This is a genomic window from Mesorhizobium sp. P160219 (assembly GCF_057786095.1).
In genome coordinates this window covers 751,986-770,904 of the sequence record NZ_JBYNWG010000001.1, presented here as the reverse complement: position 1 = coordinate 770,904, position 18,919 = coordinate 751,986, and the positions used below count along the sequence as shown (strand labels likewise).

At 64.2% G+C, this 18,919-nt stretch carries 15 protein-coding genes; 7 read left to right on the top strand and 8 right to left on the bottom strand.

Features of this window, described 5'->3' with window-relative positions; translation table 11 throughout:
* The first annotated feature begins 451 nt into the window (after window positions 1-451).
* From AC3EMP_RS03805 to AC3EMP_RS03785, 5 genes are all read left to right on the top strand, one after another.
* Window positions 452-1,684 (top strand): 3-methyl-2-oxobutanoate dehydrogenase (2-methylpropanoyl-transferring) subunit alpha, encoded by a 1,233-nt coding sequence (locus AC3EMP_RS03805; protein ID WP_352713008.1) that lies wholly within the window; start codon window positions 452-454, stop codon window positions 1,682-1,684.
* Window positions 1,685-1,686: 2 nt separating this feature from the next.
* The gene (locus AC3EMP_RS03800; RefSeq protein ID WP_023672171.1) at window positions 1,687-2,700 is read left to right on the top strand and encodes an alpha-ketoacid dehydrogenase subunit beta; all 1,014 of its coding nucleotides are present in this window, start codon (window positions 1,687-1,689) and stop codon (window positions 2,698-2,700) included.
* 2 nt (window positions 2,701-2,702) lie between these two features.
* Entirely contained in the window at window positions 2,703-4,106 is a 1,404-nt protein-coding gene (locus tag AC3EMP_RS03795; RefSeq protein WP_023698106.1) for a dihydrolipoamide acetyltransferase family protein, read from the top strand.
* A 235-nt stretch (window positions 4,107-4,341) separates the two neighbouring features.
* Entirely contained in the window at window positions 4,342-5,730 is a 1,389-nt protein-coding gene (lpdA, locus tag AC3EMP_RS03790) for a dihydrolipoyl dehydrogenase (RefSeq protein WP_352713005.1), read from the top strand.
* Between the two features lie 201 nt (window positions 5,731-5,931).
* Window positions 5,932-6,798 carry a glycosyltransferase gene (locus tag AC3EMP_RS03785; RefSeq protein WP_023707473.1) on the top strand — a complete coding sequence of 289 codons (867 nt, stop codon included), beginning with the start codon at window positions 5,932-5,934 and terminating at the stop codon, window positions 6,796-6,798.
* A 160-nt stretch (window positions 6,799-6,958) separates the two neighbouring features.
* Here AC3EMP_RS03785 and AC3EMP_RS03780 read toward each other — a convergent pair whose 3' ends face one another.
* On the bottom strand, window positions 6,959-8,062 hold the full coding sequence (locus AC3EMP_RS03780; protein WP_352713002.1) for a saccharopine dehydrogenase family protein: 1,104 nt from the start codon (window positions 8,060-8,062) through the stop codon (window positions 6,959-6,961).
* Between the two features lie 149 nt (window positions 8,063-8,211).
* Between AC3EMP_RS03780 and AC3EMP_RS03775 the strand changes: the two genes are divergently transcribed.
* A complete protein-coding gene (locus tag AC3EMP_RS03775; protein ID WP_352597710.1) occupies window positions 8,212-8,640 on the top strand; it encodes an Lrp/AsnC family transcriptional regulator in 429 nt (142 codons plus the stop codon).
* Between the two features lie 298 nt (window positions 8,641-8,938).
* Here the strand turns inward: AC3EMP_RS03775 and AC3EMP_RS03770 are convergent, their stop codons facing one another.
* The 6 genes from AC3EMP_RS03770 to AC3EMP_RS03745 all read right to left on the bottom strand — a co-directional run bounded on the left by AC3EMP_RS03770 (window position 8,939) and on the right by AC3EMP_RS03745 (window position 16,329).
* Window positions 8,939-9,913, bottom strand: a complete 975-nt coding sequence (locus AC3EMP_RS03770) for an IS5 family transposase (protein WP_352597636.1) — start codon at window positions 9,911-9,913, stop codon at window positions 8,939-8,941.
* A gap of 78 nt (window positions 9,914-9,991) precedes the next feature.
* Window positions 9,992-12,025, bottom strand: a complete 2,034-nt coding sequence (locus AC3EMP_RS03765) for an aldo/keto reductase (protein ID WP_352597635.1) — start codon at window positions 12,023-12,025, stop codon at window positions 9,992-9,994.
* Between the two features lie 29 nt (window positions 12,026-12,054).
* Window positions 12,055-13,134, bottom strand: coding sequence for an ABC transporter ATP-binding protein (locus AC3EMP_RS03760; RefSeq protein WP_352597634.1), 1,080 nt, complete (start codon window positions 13,132-13,134; stop codon window positions 12,055-12,057).
* Between the two features lie 12 nt (window positions 13,135-13,146).
* Complete coding sequence (locus AC3EMP_RS03755; RefSeq protein WP_023672164.1) at window positions 13,147-13,983, bottom strand: carbohydrate ABC transporter permease; 837 nt, start codon at window positions 13,981-13,983, stop codon at window positions 13,147-13,149.
* Between the two features lie 13 nt (window positions 13,984-13,996).
* Entirely contained in the window at window positions 13,997-14,857 is an 861-nt protein-coding gene (locus AC3EMP_RS03750; RefSeq protein ID WP_023672163.1) for a carbohydrate ABC transporter permease, read from the bottom strand.
* Between the two features lie 203 nt (window positions 14,858-15,060).
* The gene (locus AC3EMP_RS03745) at window positions 15,061-16,329 is read right to left on the bottom strand and encodes an ABC transporter substrate-binding protein (RefSeq protein WP_023685055.1); all 1,269 of its coding nucleotides are present in this window, start codon (window positions 16,327-16,329) and stop codon (window positions 15,061-15,063) included.
* 106 nt (window positions 16,330-16,435) lie between these two features.
* Here AC3EMP_RS03745 and AC3EMP_RS03740 point away from each other — a divergent pair, with 106 nt between their 5' ends.
* Entirely contained in the window at window positions 16,436-17,305 is an 870-nt protein-coding gene (locus tag AC3EMP_RS03740) for a helix-turn-helix domain-containing protein (protein WP_023831916.1), read from the top strand.
* A gap of 192 nt (window positions 17,306-17,497) precedes the next feature.
* Here the strand turns inward: AC3EMP_RS03740 and AC3EMP_RS03735 are convergent, their stop codons facing one another.
* A complete protein-coding gene (locus AC3EMP_RS03735) occupies window positions 17,498-18,886 on the bottom strand; it encodes a HAMP domain-containing sensor histidine kinase (protein WP_023692904.1) in 1,389 nt (462 codons plus the stop codon).
* Window positions 18,887-18,919: the final 33 nt, after the last annotated feature.

Below are 18,919 nucleotides of genomic sequence, written 5' to 3'. Positions count from 1 at the left end.
TATTGCCTTCCTCTCCCTCCGGAGGGGGGAGAGGTGGCTCGGCGAAGCCGAGACGGAGTGGGGGAACCACCTGGCAATCGCCGCGAACGGACAAAGGAAGGGCACTATCTCAAGCGTTGCCTAGCGCCCAAGGGTCGACCCCCACTCCGTCGAGCTTCGCTCGACACCTCTCCCCCGATCGACGGGGGAGAGGAAAGCGCCAGTTCGCGTGCCTTGATGCGTTCATCTCTCCCGGAGGCCGTGAAGTGACTATCTGCCGGAAATCCTGCAAAACTTTGCGCCTAATTGCGCGCCGCTCCCCAACATCGACAAGAAATTTCGCCGACCTATCTGCATCTTGCGGTCGCCTGCCGGCCGTGACGCCGGATGGATTGCGGCGCCCCATGAATTGGCGCTGTGCCGGGCGCGCGGATGTGCAAATATCACCGCAGCAAATGGGAGGACCATGGTCATGACCGATGCTGGGATGTTGCGGTTTCATGTGCCGGAGCCGGAAGTGCGGCCGGGCGGAACGCCCGACTTCTCCAACGTGCCTATCCCCAAGGCCGGCTCGGTGCCGCGACCGGACATCGATGTCGATCCGCGCACCATCCGCGACATGGCGTTTTCGATCATCCGCGTGCTCAACCGCACCGGTGAGGCGGTCGGGCCGTGGGCCGGGCTGCTCACCGACGAGGAGCTGCTCGAGGGGTTGCGCCACATGATGACGCTGCGCAGCTTCGATGCGCGCATGCAGATGGCGCAGCGCCAGGGCAAGACCTCGTTCTACATGCAGCATCTGGGCGAAGAGGCGGTGAGCTGCGCTTTCCGCAAGGCGCTGGCGCCAGGCGACATGAATTTCCCGACCTATCGGCAAGCCGGCCTGCTCATCGCCGACGGCTATCCGATGGTCACGATGATGAACCAGATCTATTCCAACGAGGCCGATCCGCTCAAAGGGCGGCAATTGCCGATCATGTATTCGTCGAAGGAGCATGGATTCTTCTCGATCTCCGGCAATCTGGCGACGCAATACATCCAGGCGGTAGGCTGGGCGATGGCTTCCGCTATCAGCAACGATTCGAAAATCGCGGCGGCGTGGATCGGCGACGGCTCGACGGCCGAATCCGATTTCCATTCCGCACTGGTGTTCGCCTCGACCTACAAGGCGCCGGTCATCCTCAATGTCGTCAACAACCAGTGGGCGATCTCGACGTTTCAAGGCATTGCGCGCGGCGGTTCCGGCACCTTTGCCGCGCGCGGCCTCGGCTTCGGCATTCCGGCGTTGCGCGTCGACGGCAACGACTATCTCGCCGTTCATGCCGTGGCCAAATGGGCGGCGGAGCGGGCGCGCCAGAATCTCGGCCCGACGCTGATCGAATACGTGACCTACCGTGCCGGCGCGCATTCGAGCTCGGACGATCCGTCTGCCTATCGGCCGAAAACCGAATCCGACGCCTGGCCGCTCGGCGATCCGGTGATGCGGCTGAAGAACCATCTGATCCTGCGCGGGGTCTGGTCGGACGAGCGTCACGCCCAGGCTGAGGCCGAAATCCTCGAGACGGTGATCGCGGCGCAGAAGGAAGCTGAAGGCCACGGCACGCTGCATGCCGGCGGCAAGCCGTCGACGCGCGAGATGTTCGAGGGCGTGTTTGCCGAGATGCCGCCGCATCTCAGGCGCCAGCGCCAGCAGGCGGGAGTCTGACCATGCCGAGACGGACCATGATCGAGGCGATCCGCGACGCCATGGACGTGTCGATGGCGCGCGACGAACGCGTCATCGTCTATGGCGAGGATGTCGGCTTCTTCGGGGGTGTCTTCCGCTGCACGGCAGGCCTGCAAGCGAAGTACGGCAAGACCCGCTGCTTCGATGCGCCGATCAACGAATCCGGCATTGTCGGCTCCGCCATCGGCATGGCCGCCTATGGGCTGAAGCCATGCGTGGAAATTCAGTTTGCCGACTACATGTACCCGGCTTACGACCAGCTGACGCAGGAAGCAGCACGCCTGCGCTACCGCTCGAACGGCGATTTCACCTGCCCGATCGTTGTCCGCATGCCGACCGGCGGCGGCATTTTTGGCGGCCAGACGCACAGCCAGAGCCCGGAAGCGCTGTTCACCCATGTGTCGGGGCTGAAGACGGTGGTGCCGTCCAATCCTCATGATGCCAAGGGGCTGCTGATCGCGGCGATCGAGGATCCCGATCCGGTGATTTTTCTGGAGCCGAAGCGGCTCTATAACGGACCGTTCGATGGCCATCACGACCGACCGGTGACGCCATGGTCGAAGCATGAACTGGGCGAGGTCGCCGACGGCCATTACACGGTGCCGCTCGGCAAGGCGGCGATCCGCCGGGCGGGCTCGGCCGTCACCGTGCTCGCCTACGGCACCATGGTCTATGTCGCGCAGGCGGCCGTGGAAGAAACCGGCATCGATGCCGAGATCATCGATTTGCGGACCCTGCTGCCGCTCGATCTCGACGCGATAGTCGCTTCGGTGAAGAAGACCGGACGCTGCGTCGTCGTGCACGAGGCGACACTGACCTCCGGCTTCGGCGCCGAGCTGTCGGCACTGGTGCAGGAAAATTGTTTCTACCATCTGGAAGCGCCGGTGGCGCGCGTCACCGGTTGGGACACGCCCTACCCGCATGCGCAGGAATGGGATTATTTCCCGGGGCCGGCCCGTGTCGGCCGCGCGCTTCTCGAAACCATGGGAGCCTAGGGATGGGCGAACACATCATCAAGCTGCCGGATGTCGGTGAAGGCGTCGCCGAGGCCGAACTTGTGGAGTGGCACGTCAAGGTCGGCGACCTCGTGCGCGAGGACTCGGTGCTTGCCGCCGTGATGACCGACAAGGCGACGGTGGAAATACCTTCGCCGGTCGATGGCGAGATCCTGTGGCTGGGCGCCGAGATCGGCGACACGGTGGCGATCGGCTCGCCGATCGTGCGGCTGAAAGTGGCGGGGGAGGGCAATGTCGCCGAAGGCTCGAAATCGTCAGAGGTCACGGCGGCACCGACCCCCACCCCTGCCGGGGCGAGCCACGGGTTTCGCCCGTCCTCCGGACCCCCACAAGAGGGAGGCGTCTCGGCCACGAAATCCGACGCCAAGTCGCCACCACCTGCACCAGCAGCCAAAAGCGCACGGGCAGCTGAGACAGAATCCCCCTCCCCCTTGTGGGGAGGGGCTAAGGGTGGGGGTGCTGCGCCGACATCTAAAGGTGCGGCACCCTCCGGCGCGCCGCGCCCGGAGGGCGAAAAGCCCCTGGCGTCGCCCGCCATCCGGCTCAGGGCGAAGGAGGCGGGGATCGATCTGCGCCAGGTGTCGGGTACCGGCCCTGCCGGCCGCATCAGCCACGAAGATATCGAGGCATTCCTGGCACGCGGACCGCAGGTAGCGAAGGCGTCGGGTCTGGCGCGCAATGACAGCGTCGAGGATATCAAGGTCATCGGACTGCGGCGCAAGATCGCCGAAAAAATGTCGCTGGCGAAGTCACGCATCCCGCACATCACCTATGTCGAGGAGATCGACGTCACAGCACTTGAGGAGTTGCGCGCGGCGCTCAACAAGGAAAAGCGCAAGGGTGTGGAGAGGCCGAAGCTGACGCTGCTGCCGTTCCTGATGCGGGCGATGGTCAAGGCGATTGCCGACCAGCCCAACATCAACGCGCTGTTCGACGACGAGGCCGGCATCATCCATCAGCATGGCGGCGTCCATATCGGCATTGCCGCGCAGACGCCGTCGGGCCTGGTGGTGCCGGTGGTCAAGCACGCCGAGGCGCGCGACCTCTGGGATTGCGCGGCCGAGCTCAACCGCCTGGCCGAAGCGGCGAAGTCCGGCACGGCCAGCCGCGACGAGCTGTCGGGATCGACCATCACCATCACCTCGCTCGGCGCCATGGGCGGCGTGGCGACGACGCCGGTCATCAATCATCCTGAGGTGGCGATCGTCGGCGTCAACAAGATGATGGTGCGGCCGGTCTGGGACGGCACCCAGTTCATCCCGCGCAAGATGATGAACCTGTCATCGAGCTTCGATCACCGGGTGGTCGACGGCTGGGATGCGGCGGTGTTTGTGCAGCGGATCAAGGCGCTGATTGAGACGCCGGCGCTGATATTTGTGGATTGAGGGGCGGAACGACCGAGATGACGGCGGGACAGCGCCCCCCTCTGCCTTACCAGGCATCTCCCCCACAAGGGGGGAGATTGGACGTCACGCAGGGTTTCGCCAATCTCCATCGTTGCAGGAATGAGCGAAGCGAAGAAGCTGCTGATCTCCCCCCTCGTGGGGGAGATGTCCGGCAGGACAGAGGGGGGCGCGAAGGATCGCGACGGAACATTCCCTCGCATCAAAGGGTCACGCCATGAAAGAAATCTCCTGCAAGCTGCTGGTCATCGGCGCCGGGCCCGGCGGCTACGTCTGCGCTATCCGTGCCGGCCAGCTCGGCATCGATACGGTGATCGTCGAAGCTGGCAAACCGGGCGGCACCTGTCTCAATGTCGGCTGCATCCCGTCCAAGGCGATGATCCATGCGGCGGAAGAGTTCGAGAAGGTCGCGCATATGGCCGGCGGCAGCAGTCCGCTCGGCATTTCTGTGGCGGCTCCGGTGCTCGATCTCGGCAAAACGGTTGCGTGGAAGGACGGCATTGTTAGCCGGCTGACCGGGGGCGTTGCCGGGCTACTGAAGAAGGCCAAGGTCAAGACCGTCTATGGCTGGGCGACGTTCCGCGACGGCAAGACCGTCGCGGTCGAGACCGAGACCGGCACCCAGATCATCCGCGCCGAAACGGTTGTGATCGCCACCGGCTCGGCGACGGTGGAACTGCCGTTCCTGCCGTTCGGCGGCCCGGTGATTTCATCCACAGAAGCGCTGGCTCTCGGCGAGGTGCCGAAAAAGCTCGCCGTGGTCGGCGGCGGCTATATCGGGCTGGAACTCGGCATGGCGTTCGCCAAAATGGGCGCCGCGGTGACCGTGGTCGAGGCGCTGCCGCGCGTGCTGGCGCAGTATGATGCGGAACTGACCCGGCCGGTGGTGAAACGGCTGGCCCAGCTCGGCGTCGAGGTGATGCTTGGCGCCAAGGCCAAGGGGGACAAGGGCGACGCGCTGCTGGTCGAGACCGCGGACGGCAAGAGCACCAAAATCGCGGCAGACAAGATCCTGGTCACGGTCGGCCGCAAGCCGGTGACGGAGGGCTGGGGCCTCGATCAGATCGATCTCGACATGGCCGGCAAGTTCATCAAGATCGACGACCAGTGCCGCACCTCGATGCGCGGCGTCTATGCCATTGGCGACGTCACCGGCGAGCCGATGCTGGCGCACCGGGCGATGGCGCAAGGCGAAATGGTGGCCGAGATCGTCGCCGGCCACAAGCGCAGCTGGGACAAGCGCTCGATCCCGGCCGTCTGCTTCACCGATCCGGAGCTGGTGACGGCAGGGCTAACGCCGGAGGAGGCGAAGGCTTCAGGCGAAATCAAGATCGGCCAGTTCCCCTTCGCCGCCAACGGCCGGGCGATGACGAAACTCGGCGAGGACGGGTTTGTTCGTGTTGTCGCCCGCGCGGACAACCATCTGGTGCTGGGCATCCAGGCGGTCGGGCAAGGCGTGTCGGAACTGGCGGCGGCGTTCGGCCTGGCGCTGGAAATGGGCGCGCGGCTGGAGGATATCGCCGGGACCATCCATGCGCATCCGACGCAAGGCGAAGGCTTCCAGGAAGCGGCGCTGAAGGCGCTGGGCCACGCGCTGCATATTTGAAGTGCGCTTACCCCTTGTGGGGAGGGTCGATCCGCGTAGCGGAGCGGGGTGGGGGTCCTCGCCGACCGTCAGCGCTCACCCCCACCCCGTCTCGCCATCTCCGCTTCGCTCCGACCGCGAGCCGACCCTCCCCACAAGGGGGAGGGTGGCCGCTCAGCCGTTGGTTGTCGCAGATCAGCGGAATGTACTAAGTGTCGGTCCATGGACACCGGCCTGAAGAAATACATCGCCATACGCTACAACATCGCCGCTGGCTTCAAGCCAAGCCAGTGGGACGGAAAGGGCCGCGCCAATCTCGACCCGGTCTGGCTGGTCGAGCGCCTGGCGTTGTTCGACACCTATTGCGCGTCGTCGCTCGAAGGCCAGTCGCTGAAGGATTTTACCGTCCTTCTGGCGTTCGATGCCGATACGCACGAGAACTATATTCGCACCGTGTGCAGCTGCGTGGCCGGTGTCGACGTCAGGCCGATCCTTGTCGAGGCGGGCGAGGATTACAATGATCGCTTCAATGCCTTCGTCCAGGCCGATACCGATGCCGACTATGTTTCGCTCACGCGGCTCGACAGCGACGACGCGCTGGCGCCGACCTTCATGGAGCGCGTCGAGCACTACGCGCGCCGGGAGATCGAAAAGCGTGTGGTGGACCTGCAGCCGCTCTACATTGCCTTTCCGGACGGCCAGAATTTCGACACGGCAAGCGGACGCTACACGCACCACGACTATGTCACGTCGGCGTTCGGCACGCTGGTCGAAAGGAGATCGCCGGCGATGAGCGGCGTCTACAGCGAGCACCACGCAAAAATGGCGACGCGCTTCAACACCGTCGTGGCGGCATCGAAGGGCGCGCAATGGTGCATCGTCATCCATGACAACAACGCCGCCAACGTGTTGAGGGGGAAGCCGGTCTCGGGGCCCTCCTTCACGGTGGGCCGACCGGGTGTCGAACCCAAGGTGCCAGCGCGAAGGCAAAGCGCGCCACGACAGGCGACGCAGCCCCGCATGGCGCCGCGGACCGCAGGCAACTTCATCCGGTTTCTGCTCGGACGACCGATGGCTCTGCGGAAGTAGCGGGCGCTTCACCCTCCCCCTTGTGGGGAGGGTCGATCGCGGAGCGGAGCGGGGTGGGGGTCCTCGCCAACCGTCGGCGCTCACCCCCACCCCGTCTCGCCATCTCCGCTTCGCTCCGATTGCGCGCCGACCCTCCCCACAAGGGGGAGGGTGAAGTAGCTCAGCTTGCCAGCCGGCTTACCATCTCGTGCTGCGCATAAGCGCGCCCAAAACGATTGGCGAGAAACGCATCCAGCGCGATGTTTTCCTGCTTGACGAAGCCGGTCGCCGGCAAGGTGCCGTCGGCCAGCATGTCGAGCACGGCGCAGATGCCGGAGGCGGTGGTGATCTGGATTGCGCTGCGCACCTGGTTGCCGATGCGCTGCGAATAGATCTTGTTGGCGTAGGTTTCCTGCAGCAGGCGGCCATTGCGGCGGCCCGAGACGGTGACGAAGACGATGACCACATCCTGCAGCGTTGCCGGCAGGGCGCTCTCGAAGATATCCTTCAGCACGTCGCGGCGGTGGCGCAGGCCGAGGTCGTTGAGCAGCGCCTTCATGATCGCCGCGTGGCCGGGATAGCGGATGGTGCGGTAGTTCAGCGTGCGCACCTTGCCCTTCAGCGTCTCGGCCAGCGTGCCGAGCCCACCGGAGGTGTTGAAGGCCTCATAGGTGACGCCGTCGAGCGAGAACTCTTCGCGCTCCTCCAGCGGCGGCACTTCGATCAGCTCGCCCTCGACGATCGCCTCGCAGGGTTCGCAATATTCGTTGATGACGCCGTCGGTGCTCCATGTCAGATTGTAGTTCAGCGCATTGGACGGGTATTGCGGCAGCGCGCCGACGCGCATGCGAACGCTTTCCAGCGTGTCGAAGCGGCTGGCGAGATCATTGGCGACGATCGAGATGAAGCCCGGCGCAAGGCCGCATTGCGGAATGAACGCGCCCTTGCCCGAACGCGCCAGTTCCTTGACGCGGCGGGTGGAGATGACGTCCTCGGTCAAATCGAGATAGTGGACGCCGGTTGCGGCGGCCGCTTCGGCGATGCGTGTGGTCAAATGGAAGGGCGCGGCGCTCAGCACGGCGAAGGCGCCGGCAAGGGTGGCCTCGAGTGCGCCGGGAGTAGCGATGTCTAGCTCCCGCGACTCGACGCCGGTGGGGAGTTCGGCTGCTGCCAGCTGGGCGGCGGCGCGGTCGACGACAGTGACGTGGTAGTCGGCGGTGTCGGCGAGCATGCCTGCAATGGTCGAGCCGATCTTGCCGGCGCCGACGACGATGATTTTCTTCATGATCCGATCCCTCGTAAAAGCTCTTTGGCCCAGACCGCTGCAGGGTGGGCACCATGCTTCTGAGAATCGCAGCTTGCCTGGCGAAAGGAAGCGTGGAATTGTACGAAACGTACCCTGTCTTTGGCGATAAGACGACAAGGTTCGTCGAAATGCTTAGTGAACCCGAACAAAGACTGCTTTCCCTGCTGCGTGCCAATGCCCGGGCGTCGACCGCCGAACTGGCGCGCCAGCTCGGCGTGTCGCGCACCACCGTGCAAAGCCGCATCGAGCGGCTGGAACAGCGCGGCATCATCACCGGCTATGGCGTGCGGATGGCGCCGGACTACGAGCAGGGGCTGGTGCGGGCGCATGTGCTGCTCACCGTCACGCCCAAGCTCGCCGACAAGGTGGTGCGGGCGCTGCAGGCGCTGCCGCCGGTGAGGACGCTGCATTCGGTGAGCGGCAATTTCGACATGATCGTCATCGTCGACGCGCCGTCGATCAGGGACCTGGATGCGTTGCTGGACGAGATCGGCGCGATGGACGGGGTCGAGCGGACGTCGTCGTCGATTATTTTGTCGACACGGATCGATCGGTAGGTGGAACGCATGAGCCGCTAATCTCCCCCGTGCGGGGGAGATTAGCGGCAGGCCAGAGGGGGTCGGTTCGACTGGGCTCGGCCTACCTGCCGCTGCAGAAGGAGGTTAGCGCTCCACGCGAGGCGACCCCCTCTGGCCTGCCGGCCATCTCCCCCTCGAGGGGCCCGTTGCGTTATAGGTTTTGGGCGTGGAGAGAGACGGCAAGGGCAATGCGAGGTGGTTTCCGGCGCTGGTTTGTGGCCAGATGGGGGTAGGAGTTGGCGTATTCGGCGGATTTCGGGCGCAGTGCGACCCTAGATCAGGTCGCCAGCGTCACCCAGCGACGCATGTTGAAGGCTATGGCGGCGATGAGAACCTGTCCTGCCGCCTTGGCCAGACCGCGATAGCGGATGGCGCAAAGTCGCATGCGGTTCTTCAAGGTGGCGAAGGTCGTCTCGACGGCAAAACGTTGCCGGGCGATCAGTTGGTTGAACTGCTTCAGGCGCGCCGGCAGGCGCGGATGATGCTTGTTGGCCCGCCGCATCAGCCGCGGCTTGATCCCGCGCTGCCTCAGCGACAGCTCGCGCGCCTTGGTGTGATAGGCCGCATCCGCCAGCACCGCGCCTTCGTCGCCACAGATCAGATGATCCGCCTCGACCGTGTCGTTGACGTTGGCTGCTGTCGTCCTCACCCGGCGGATCAGACCAGAACCCTGGTCGACGCCGACATGGGCCTTGTAGCCGTAGGAGGAGCCAGGCTTGCCCTGCCGGCGTGTAAAGCCGGCATCGGGATCGCCGGCATCGCCCGCTTCGTGCGCGGCCCCACTGGGCGGCCGTGCCGCCGCCGTCTCGATCACCGTGGCATCGAGCATCGTGCCGCGCCGCAGGATCAGCCCGGCCTTGTCCAGTTGATGGTCCAGTTCGCCAAACAGCTTCTCCAGAAGCCCGGCCTCCACGAGAAGATTGCGAAAGCGGTTGAGCGTGGTGTGGTCGGGCACCGTCTCCTCGAGCGTCAGTCCAACGAAGCGGCGGAACGACAGCCGATCGGCGAGCGCCTCCTCCAGTTCGTTGTCCGACAGCCCATACAAGGATTGCAGCAGAAGCGCCTTGAACATCACCAGCGAATTGTACGCAGGCCGCCCCGGCCCAGTTGGCGAGCGCAGCCGCGCCAGGATCTTCTCGAAGCGATACCACTTCACCAGCGACGACAGCCGGTCCAGTCGTCCGCTCCGACCAAGACCCTGCGGCAGCAGAGCCTCTACAAAACTGAACTGACCGCTCGGCTTTGTCGTCATCGCAAAATCCCCGTTTCAAAAACAGGGAATCACATCCACCCAATTTTGAAACAGTCCCTCAAGGGGGGAGATTAGCTGCTAAGCCCGCCGCCTTTCCGGCCCGCTATCCAGCCACGCCACATCCTCCGCCGACAGCCTGATATCCAGCGCCTTCAAACTGTCCTCCAACTCGTCCAGCGTGCGCGGGCCGATCAACGGCACCGACGGAAAGGGCTGCGCCAGCACATAGGCGAGCGCGATATGGATCGGACTTTTGCCCAGGCGCTGCGCCAGCTCGATGGCGCGGTCGCGGCGGCCAAAGTTCTTCTCGGAATACCAGACCCGCACCAGCTCCTCATTGTCCTGCTTGTCGCGGCCGGCGCGGTCGGTGAAGAAGCCGCGGCCCTGGCTCGACCAGGCGAAGTTGGGCATCTGCCTTTTCGTCAGCCAGGATTTCCAGTCGTCGGTCGACGAGGTGATGCAGCCGGCCCAGATCGGCTCCAGCATCTCGGCCAGCGAGAAATTGTTGGAGAGCACGCCGGGCTTCTGCTTGCCGGTGCGCTCGGCATAGGCAATCGCCTCGTCCATGCGCGCCATCGTCCAGTTCGAGCCGCCGAACGGGCCACGGATGCGGCCGGCCTTGACCTCGGCGTCCATCGCATCGACGAATTCGCCGACCGGCACATCCGGGTTGTCGCGGTGCATGAAATAGAGTTCGACATGGTCGGTCTGCAGCCGGTCCAACGACTGGGCGAGCTGCTTGCCGATGACATCGGGATAGCAGAGCGGCGAGTGCGCGCCCTTGGCGATGATCACCGACTGCTCGCGCACGCCGCGATTCCTGAGCCACTGGCCAAGCAGCGTTTCGGTGTAGCCGGCGCCGTAGACATAGCCGGTGTCGAACAGATTGCCGCCGGCCTCGAAGAAGGCGTCGAGCAGGATTGCGCCCGACGAGAAGGTGCGGAAATCCTCGAAGCCGAGCGCCACCACGGAGGCCGGCTTCGACAGGCCCGGAATCTTGCGCTTGCCAATGGCCGTGCCGCCGGTGCGCAGCGGCCGGCCCGAAATGGTGTTGGTTCGCTTAGCCGGCTTTTCGATCTCATATTCGAGCCCGACGGCGGCGCGCCATCTGTCGAGGACGCGCAGCGTGCCGAGGCTGTCGGCCCAGCTCATGCCCGGCCAGGCGAACTCCTGTTTGCCGGCCAGGATCGCCTCGCCGGCGGCGTCGACCTCGAAGGAATAGAGATGGCGGGTTTCGTTGACGCTGATGGTATCGCGCGTGTCGTCGGCGAGGATTACATCGATCCGGCCAGGGCCGCCATCGCGGTTGCCGCCGCCGGCGAACCAGAAATCCGGCACTTCGATGCGGCCCTTGGTGCCGAGGATGCGCAGCACATTGTCCTGTTTGAGCGAGATGCTGCAGGATACCTCGGCGACGATGCCACCGGGAAAATGCAGCAGCGCCGAGGCCCATTCGTCGACGCCGGACTTGCCGAGATGGGCGGTGCCGACAACCTTGTCCGGCTCGGCGAAGGGTTTTCCAGTCGCAGCCCCGGCAATCAGCCGCACCATCGAGACGGGATAGCCGCCGACATCGAGGATGCCGCCGCCGGCGAGATCGTTGGCGTAGAGCCGGTGCTCGGGCATGAAGCCCGGCATGGCGAAGCCGAAGCTCGACTTCATCAGCCTGACATCGCCGATGACGCCCGACTTGATGAGTTCCACCAGCTTCGCCGTCTGCGGGTGCAGCCGGTACATGAACGCTTCGCCGAGGAAGGTGCCGGCCTTGCGCGCAGCATGGATCATGGCGTCGGCCTCGAAGGCGGTCAGCGCCAGCGGCTTTTCGCACAGCACATGCTTGCCGGCTTCCGCCGCCTTGATTGCCCATTCGGCATGGCCGGGATGCGGGATGGCGATATAGACGGCATCGACCTCGGGGTCGGCGAGCAGCGCGTCGTAACCGTCGAGGATGCGGGCGCCGGGAAACGTCTCGGCCAAGCCTGCCTTGCCGGGATTGCGGGCGCCGAGCGCCACGATCGTGCCGGTGCGCGAGCCTGCCACGCCGCGGGCGAACGCTTTGGCGATGTCGCCGGGCCCGAGTATCCCCCAGCGGATGGGCGCGGTTGCAGTCATGGTCATTCTCCTTGCAAGGCTGGAAGCGCTCAGCGCAGCCGCTGGCCATTTTCATCGAACAGATAGGATTTGCGGATGGACACGGTGATCTCCTGGGTGTCGGGGACCTTTGCCGCGTCGCGCTGGATCACCAGGTCTTCGCCATGGGCGGTCCTGGCATAGATGAAGCTGGTGCCGCCGAGATGCTCGACCACGTCGATGCCGACTGTGAGGTCGGCGTCGCCTTCGCCGCCATTGCCGAAATGTTCGGGCCGCACGCCGACAATGACCTTGGCTCCTGTTTCTGGCACGGCGCCGGTCAACGGTTGCATAATGCGGGTCTTTTCCTCGCCCACCAGCTCGACGGTGACGCTGCTCGTGTTGCGCCCGACGACGCGGCCCTTGATGAAATTCATCTTCGGCGAGCCTACAAAGCCGGCGACGAACTGGTTGTCGGGATTGTCGTAGAGATCGAGCGGCCGGCCGATCTGCTCGACATGGCCACCGCGCAGCACGACGATCCGGTCGGCCAGCGTCATCGCTTCGGTCTGGTCGTGGGTGACATAGATCATCGTCGTACCGAGCTCCTTGTGCAGGCGCGAGATTTCGACCCGCATCTGGACGCGCAGCTCGGCGTCGAGATTGCTCAACGGCTCGTCGAACAGGAAGACTTGCGGTTCGCGCACGATGGCGCGGCCGATGGCAACGCGCTGGCGCTGGCCGCCGGACAATTGCCTCGGCCGCCGCGCCATCAACTCTGTGATGCGCAGGATTTCGGAGGCCCGCTTCACCCGCCGCTCGGTGTCCTCCTTGGGGTTGCCGGTCATCCTGAGGCCAAAGCTCAGATTCTGCTCCACGCTCATGTGCGGGTAGAGCGCGTAGGACTGGAACACCATGGCGATGCCGCGCTCGGCCGGCTCGACATCGTTCATCACCTTGCCGCCAATGGCGATCTCGCCGCCGCTGATATCCTCCAGCCCGGCGATCATCCTGAGCAGCGTCGATTTTCCACAACCCGACGGGCCGACAAAGACGACGAACTCGCCATCGGCGATATCGATTTTGGCGCCATGGATGATCTCATAGACGCCGAAGCGTTTTACGACATTGGTGAGGGTGACTGCCGCCATATTCTGTTGTCCCTACTTGACGGCGCCGGCGGCGATGCCGGCGATGAAATGGCGCTGCAGCAGAACGAAGACGACCAGCATCGGCACGGTCAGCATGACGGCGCCGGCCATGATGCCGCCCCATGAGACCTTGGTCAGGCCGATCAGCGTGCCGAGCGCCACAGGGGCCGTCATCGCGCCGGGCTGGCTGTTGATCAAAAGCGGCCAGAGATAATTGTTCCACGAGGCGAGGAACAGGATGATGGCGAGCGCCGCCAGCATCGGCCGCGCCAGCGGCAAAGCGACGAACAGGAAGATACGCCATTCCTTGACGCCCTCGACACGTGCCGCGTCGAAAAGGTCGGCCGGCATCATCGAGAAAGCCTGGCGCATGAACAGCACGCCCAGCGAATTGAACAAGGGTGGCACGATCAGCGCAATCCAGGTGTTGGCGAGCTGGAAGTCGCGCGCCACCATGATGAATTGCGGGATCAGCACCACCGCATAGGGCAGCGTGATGGTGCCGAGGATGATCGCCACCACCGCGCCCTTGCCGAAGAACTGATAGCGGGCGAGCGCCCAGCCGGCCATCGAGGTCAGCAGCACCGAGAAGAAGGTGTAGGTCACCGCCACCGCCACCGAAATGCCGATAGCGCCGACGAAATTGGTGTCGCGCTGCAGGTTGTTGAAATTGTCGACGAAATTGCCGTGCGGCAGAAGCTCGATGCCGGGGCTGAAAATGCCGTTGTCGGGCATGGTCGAAAACACCACCATCATCCACAGCGGAAACAGCCAGATCACCGCCAGCGGTGTCAGGACCAGATGCAGCAGGACGCTGCGGCCGAGCCGGCGTTGCGACAGCGAACTCATTTCGGCTCCCCTCTCATTTCGGCTCTCGTGTCAGCCACAGCTGCACCAGCGTGATGGCGATTGCCAGCCCCGCCATGGTGTAGGCGACGGCCGAGGCGTAGCCGAAATTGAGCGAGCGAAAACCCTGGCGGTAGAGCAGCAGGCCAAGCGTCTCGGTGCCGCCGCCGGGGCCGCCGCGCTCCGTGATCAGGAACGGCTCGGTGAACAGCTGCATCGTGCCGATGATCGACAGCACGGCGCAAAACACGATGACCGGCTTGAGCAGCGGCAGCGTTATGTAGAAGAACTGCTTGAGCTTGCTGACGCGGTCGAGCGTCGCTGCTTCATAGACGTCCTCGGGGATCGACTGCAGGCCGGCGAGCAGGATGATGGCGTTGTAGCCGGCCCAGCGCCAGGTTACCGCGATCATGATCAGCGCCATGGCCGGTGTGACGTTGGAGAACCAGTCGATCTTGGCCAGGCCGACGCCGGCGAGGAGCTTGTTGATGATGCCGAAATCCAGGTTGAACATCAGCCGGAACACGGCGGAATAGGCGACCTCGCCGACCACCACCGGAGCGAAGAAGGCAAAGCGGTAGAGGCCACGTGCTTTCAGCAGCGGCGAGTTCAGCAGCACCGCCATGATGATCGCCAGCGAGATCATCACCGGCACCTGGATGACGAGGATGAGCAGCGTGTTCTTCAGCGCGTTGAAGAAAGCGGGGTCGCCGATCAGGCGGCCCCAGTTGAACGTCGGCGCAAAGCGCCAGGGCACCGTGCGCGTCGCCTGGAAGGAAATCATGAACGAGGAGATGATCGGCCACACCCAGAAGATGGCAAAGATCAGAAGGTAGGGCGTAAGGAAGCGATAGGCCGTGGCGTTCTGGTAGCGCATGGTTTCCTCCTCCTTCCTCTTTCCCGGTTGATATCCGGCGTGTTGTTAGCCGGCGGACGCCGCCGGCAATTGGCGAACTGTTGGGCGAGAGCGTCCCTTTCCCCGCCACTATACGGGGAGAGGATGCCGGCAGGCAGGTGAGGGGCAGCGCCAACAGTCCGGCAAATTGCCCTATATCTGGCCCGCCAGCATCACCGCCTTGGTCACTTGATCGGCAGTCCCGTCGCCGAAGCGATCTGGCTGGCGGCGTCGTCGAGGGCGGCCTTGGCATCGGGATAGCCGCCGCCGAGATATTTGGTCTGCACGGCGCGCATGATGATTTCGGCGTCGCTCTGGAACGGCGTGCCGCGGCTCGGCACCACCTTGGGCAGCGTGGCGAGAATGTCCTTCCACACTGCCTGGCCGCCCCAATAGGGCAGGCCCTGCGAGACGTAGGGGTCGTCGAGGGCCGAGATCAGTGACGGCACCAGGCCGAAATCCCTGAGCATGGTGATCTGGCCTTCATTGGTCTCGAGCGTGTATTTCAGATAGGCGTAGGCGGCCTCCTTGTTCTTCGAGGCTGAGGTGATGGCGAGCGACGAGCCTCCGAGATTGGCGGCGCGCGGGCCGTCGGCGGTCAGGCTCGGCATCAGATAGACACCCCATTTGCCGTTTTCGCCGGCGGATTCGGTGCGGATGGTGCCCTCATACCAGCCGCCATAGACCTGGGTGGCGACGGTGCCGGCGGTGTTGTTGGTGATCTTGGTGCCCCAGTCGGCCGACGAGATGATGCCGGCGTCCTTCATGTCCTTGATCTTGGCCAGCGTGTCGACGCATTTCGGCTGGTTGACGGTGATCGACTGCCCATCGGCGGCGAAATAGCCGCAGCCCTGTTCGTTGGAAATCATGCGGAAAAATTCGGTGTCGCCGTTGAAATCGGCATTGGTCATGGTGACGCCGGGATTGGCGGCCTGGACCTTCTTGCCGGCGGCGATGAAATCGTCCCAGGTCTTGATCGAGGCCGGATCGACGCCGGCCTTCTCGTAGAAGTCGCGGCGGTAGAAGGCGGCTACCGGGCCGGAATCCCACGGCATGGCATAGGCCTTGTCGCCGACCTCCAGTTCGGTGCGCTTGAAGTCCGGGAATTTCTTCTGGTCGTCGGCGGTGTAGCCCAGCGTGTGCAAATCGACGAAGCAATCGGGGAACTGGCTCCAGTAATTCTCGGCCTCGCCGTTTTCGATCGAGACGATATCGGGCAGGCCGACGCCGCCGGCCGCGCAGCCGGCGATCGACTTGTCATAGGTCGGCTGGTTGCCGAGATCCTGAACGGTGACCTTGACGTCGGGATGCTGCTTGTTGAAGCCGGCCACCGTCGCCTTCAGCGACGAAGCGGCGATATTCCAGCTCCAGATCGTGATTTCGCCGGACTGCGCCAAAGCCGGGGTTGAGCCCAGGCCAAGCGCCAGCGCGGCACAGATCAGTGTCGTGCGCATTGAAATCCTCCCATTTCATTTGCTCTCTCTTCGCGAGCATGGCTAGACTAGGCGGCGCGGAAGGCTTGTCCCTGACAACGGGAATAAAAGATGGGCGGAAAGTAAGATGCCGGAACGGCCGTTTTACCAGCCTGGCGCCAGCAGCGTCGAAGGCCTGCCGATGGCTTTGCAGATGTTTCACAACCATCCGCTGGTGATGCTGAAGCCGCATTGGCATGCCCAGGTCGAGGTCAATTTCATCGTCCGCGGCAGCGTGCATTACCGCATGAACGAGCACGAGATCGCGCTCACGGCGGGCGACATGTGCCTGTTCTGGGGCGGGCTGCCGCACCAGATGGACGATCTCTCCGACGACGCCATCTATGCCGGCGCGCATCTGCCGCTGGTGCATTTCTTCCGCCTGCATCTGCCGACGGATGTCCGCCACAGGCTGATGACCGGCGCCACGCTGGTGACATCGGCGACCGACCAGGCCGACCATCACAATTTCGAGCGCTGGAACCGCTATTTCCGCTCGGGCGATGCGGCGATAACCGAGCACGCCGTGAACGAGCTGCTGCTGCGGTTGGAGCGGGTGCGCTTCGAGCCCTACCGGCTGGTGCCGGAAACCGCCATCGGCCAGGAACCCGGCGGCCCGTTCGACCAGCAATCGCTGCGCAATGTCGGTCGCATGTGCGACTTCATCGCCGAGAATTTCCTCTACGACATAGACTGCGTCGACATCGCGGCGGCGGCCGACATCCATCCCAAATACGCCATGAGCATTTTCAAGAAATCGACCGGCATGACGCTCAACGAATATATGAATCTGCTGCGGCTGAGCTACGCGCAGGCGCTGCTGATGCATGAAGACGCCAATGTGCTGCGCGTCGCCATGGATTCAGGCTTCGGCTCGCTCAGCGCCTTCAACAAATCCTTCCGCAAGCTGGCAGGGATGTCGCCCTCGGATTTTCGCCGGGGTGCGGTGGGCCGATAGGTTCAACGGTCATCTTGATCAACCCGCAGCCGTTCCGGGTGGAAACATGTGCAAGGCTAATCGCGACCGCCTTTGTCGGATGCGATCATCAACTTGGAGAAAGTTGTCAGCGACTTGGCGTTTCATGAGCGCCTTCCCCCACTCCGTCGCTGCTTCGCTCGACGGAGTGGGGTCGACCTGGCTCTGGCGTTGTCATTTCAAGCCGGGACCGGTGCCCTCCGCCCGAGGAAACCCGACAATTACCGCCAGCCCAGGCCGGCGATCCTCCAGCGCAATCGTTGCACCATGCAGGTCGGCGATTGCCCGCACCAGGCTGAGGCCAAGGCCGCTGCCGGGCGTGGTGCGGCTGGAGTCGAGCCGGTAGAGCCGCTGGAACACTTTTTCGCGCTCCTGCGCCGGGATGCCGGGGCCATTGTCGGCGACCTCAGCCAGAATGCGGTCGCCTTGCCGCCGCACCGATAGAAGGATTGCCGTGCCATCGGGGCAATGCCGCAGCGCGTTCTCAACCAGATTGGCAAACAATTGCGTCAGCAGGTCGCGGTCGCCGTGGACCAGGCATGGGGTGCCGTGGACGATCGTGGCCGACAGCGACTTGCCGTCATCCTCGGCGACACCGGCGTAGATTTCGGCAATGGCATCGATGACGCCGGTGAGGTCGAGATCGACAAAGCGCGACTTGCGGGCGCCGGCCTCGATCTGGGCAATACGCAACAGCGCATCGAAAGTATCGTTGATCTGCAGGCTTTCCCCACGTGCCTCCGCCAGCTCATCGGCAACGGCCTCACCCCGCGCGGTCCTGTCGGCCGCAGCTTCCAAAATCATCTGCAGCCGGTTGAGCGGCGTCTTCAGATCATGCGCGATGTCGGCGCTGACCTGGCGCATGCCGTCCACCAGCGCCGCCAGCCGCTCCAGCGCGGCGTTGACCTGGCGCGAGACGCCGTCAATGTCGTCGCCATTGCCGAGCAGTGGAATGCGGGCGTCGAGCCGGCCGTTGGAGACATCGTCCATGGTGGTGGCAATGCCGTCGAGGCGACGCTGCACACGCGACGCCAGCAAGGCGCCGCCAGCCACCGCCAGCCCTGAAATGATCAGGGTGGCCCAGCCGAAGCTCATCAAAACGATGCGTTCCAGCTCCTCGGTTTCGGAGAGCGAGAAGGCGATTGTCAGGCTGTTGGGCCCGACCGAACCGGTCCAGGCGCGGTACATAGTGTCCGGCGCAACGCCTGGCAGGGAAGCGGCAAAATCCGAAAAGCCATCGGGAAGGTCGGCGGCGGTGAAATTCCCGGCCAGGCGATTGCCGGCGGGATCGGTGAGCGAGAACAGCTGTTCCTTGCTCGGGCTGAGCGCGGCGTGGCTGTCGACTGCCGAAACCAGATCCTCCCGGTCGTTTCCGGCATAGGTCACCGCCACGACCGAATAGGTCTCCTTGACCGACTGGTCGAGCTGCTCGGCAAGATCCGCGCTCATCAGCTGGTAGACGATGGCGCCTGACAGGATGAAGGCGAGCACGAACAGCAAGGCGAAGGTCAGGGCCAGCCGAAACGGCGTGCTGCGCAGCAGGCGAGAGCCTGTCTCAGTCATAGTGCGTTTCAGTCATGGCAAGCTTCAGTCATG

What these genes read in the sequence shown, in the direction of transcription:
- AC3EMP_RS03735 (WP_023692904.1), bottom strand. Translation starts at nt 18,886, where the DNA reads ATGACTGAGACAGGCTCTCGCCTGCTGCGCAGCACGCCGTTTCGGCTG.
- AC3EMP_RS03740 (WP_023831916.1), top strand. Translation starts at nt 16,436, where the DNA reads ATGCCGGAACGGCCGTTTTACCAGCCTGGCGCCAGCAGCGTCGAAGGC.
- AC3EMP_RS03795 (WP_023698106.1), top strand. Translation starts at nt 2,703, where the DNA reads ATGGGCGAACACATCATCAAGCTGCCGGATGTCGGTGAAGGCGTCGCC.
- AC3EMP_RS03765 (WP_352597635.1), bottom strand. Translation starts at nt 12,025, where the DNA reads ATGACTGCAACCGCGCCCATCCGCTGGGGGATACTCGGGCCCGGCGAC.
- AC3EMP_RS03780 (WP_352713002.1), bottom strand. Translation starts at nt 8,062, where the DNA reads ATGAAGAAAATCATCGTCGTCGGCGCCGGCAAGATCGGCTCGACCATT.
- AC3EMP_RS03770 (WP_352597636.1), bottom strand. Translation starts at nt 9,913, where the DNA reads ATGACGACAAAGCCGAGCGGTCAGTTCAGTTTTGTAGAGGCTCTGCTG.
- AC3EMP_RS03805 (WP_352713008.1), top strand. Translation starts at nt 452, where the DNA reads ATGACCGATGCTGGGATGTTGCGGTTTCATGTGCCGGAGCCGGAAGTG.
- AC3EMP_RS03755 (WP_023672164.1), bottom strand. Translation starts at nt 13,983, where the DNA reads ATGAGTTCGCTGTCGCAACGCCGGCTCGGCCGCAGCGTCCTGCTGCAT.
- AC3EMP_RS03750 (WP_023672163.1), bottom strand. Translation starts at nt 14,857, where the DNA reads ATGCGCTACCAGAACGCCACGGCCTATCGCTTCCTTACGCCCTACCTT.
- AC3EMP_RS03800 (WP_023672171.1), top strand. Translation starts at nt 1,687, where the DNA reads ATGCCGAGACGGACCATGATCGAGGCGATCCGCGACGCCATGGACGTG.
- AC3EMP_RS03745 (WP_023685055.1), bottom strand. Translation starts at nt 16,329, where the DNA reads ATGCGCACGACACTGATCTGTGCCGCGCTGGCGCTTGGCCTGGGCTCA.
- AC3EMP_RS03785 (WP_023707473.1), top strand. Translation starts at nt 5,932, where the DNA reads ATGGACACCGGCCTGAAGAAATACATCGCCATACGCTACAACATCGCC.
- lpdA (WP_352713005.1), top strand. Translation starts at nt 4,342, where the DNA reads ATGAAAGAAATCTCCTGCAAGCTGCTGGTCATCGGCGCCGGGCCCGGC.
- AC3EMP_RS03775 (WP_352597710.1), top strand. Translation starts at nt 8,212, where the DNA reads ATGCTTAGTGAACCCGAACAAAGACTGCTTTCCCTGCTGCGTGCCAAT.
- AC3EMP_RS03760 (WP_352597634.1), bottom strand. Translation starts at nt 13,134, where the DNA reads ATGGCGGCAGTCACCCTCACCAATGTCGTAAAACGCTTCGGCGTCTAT.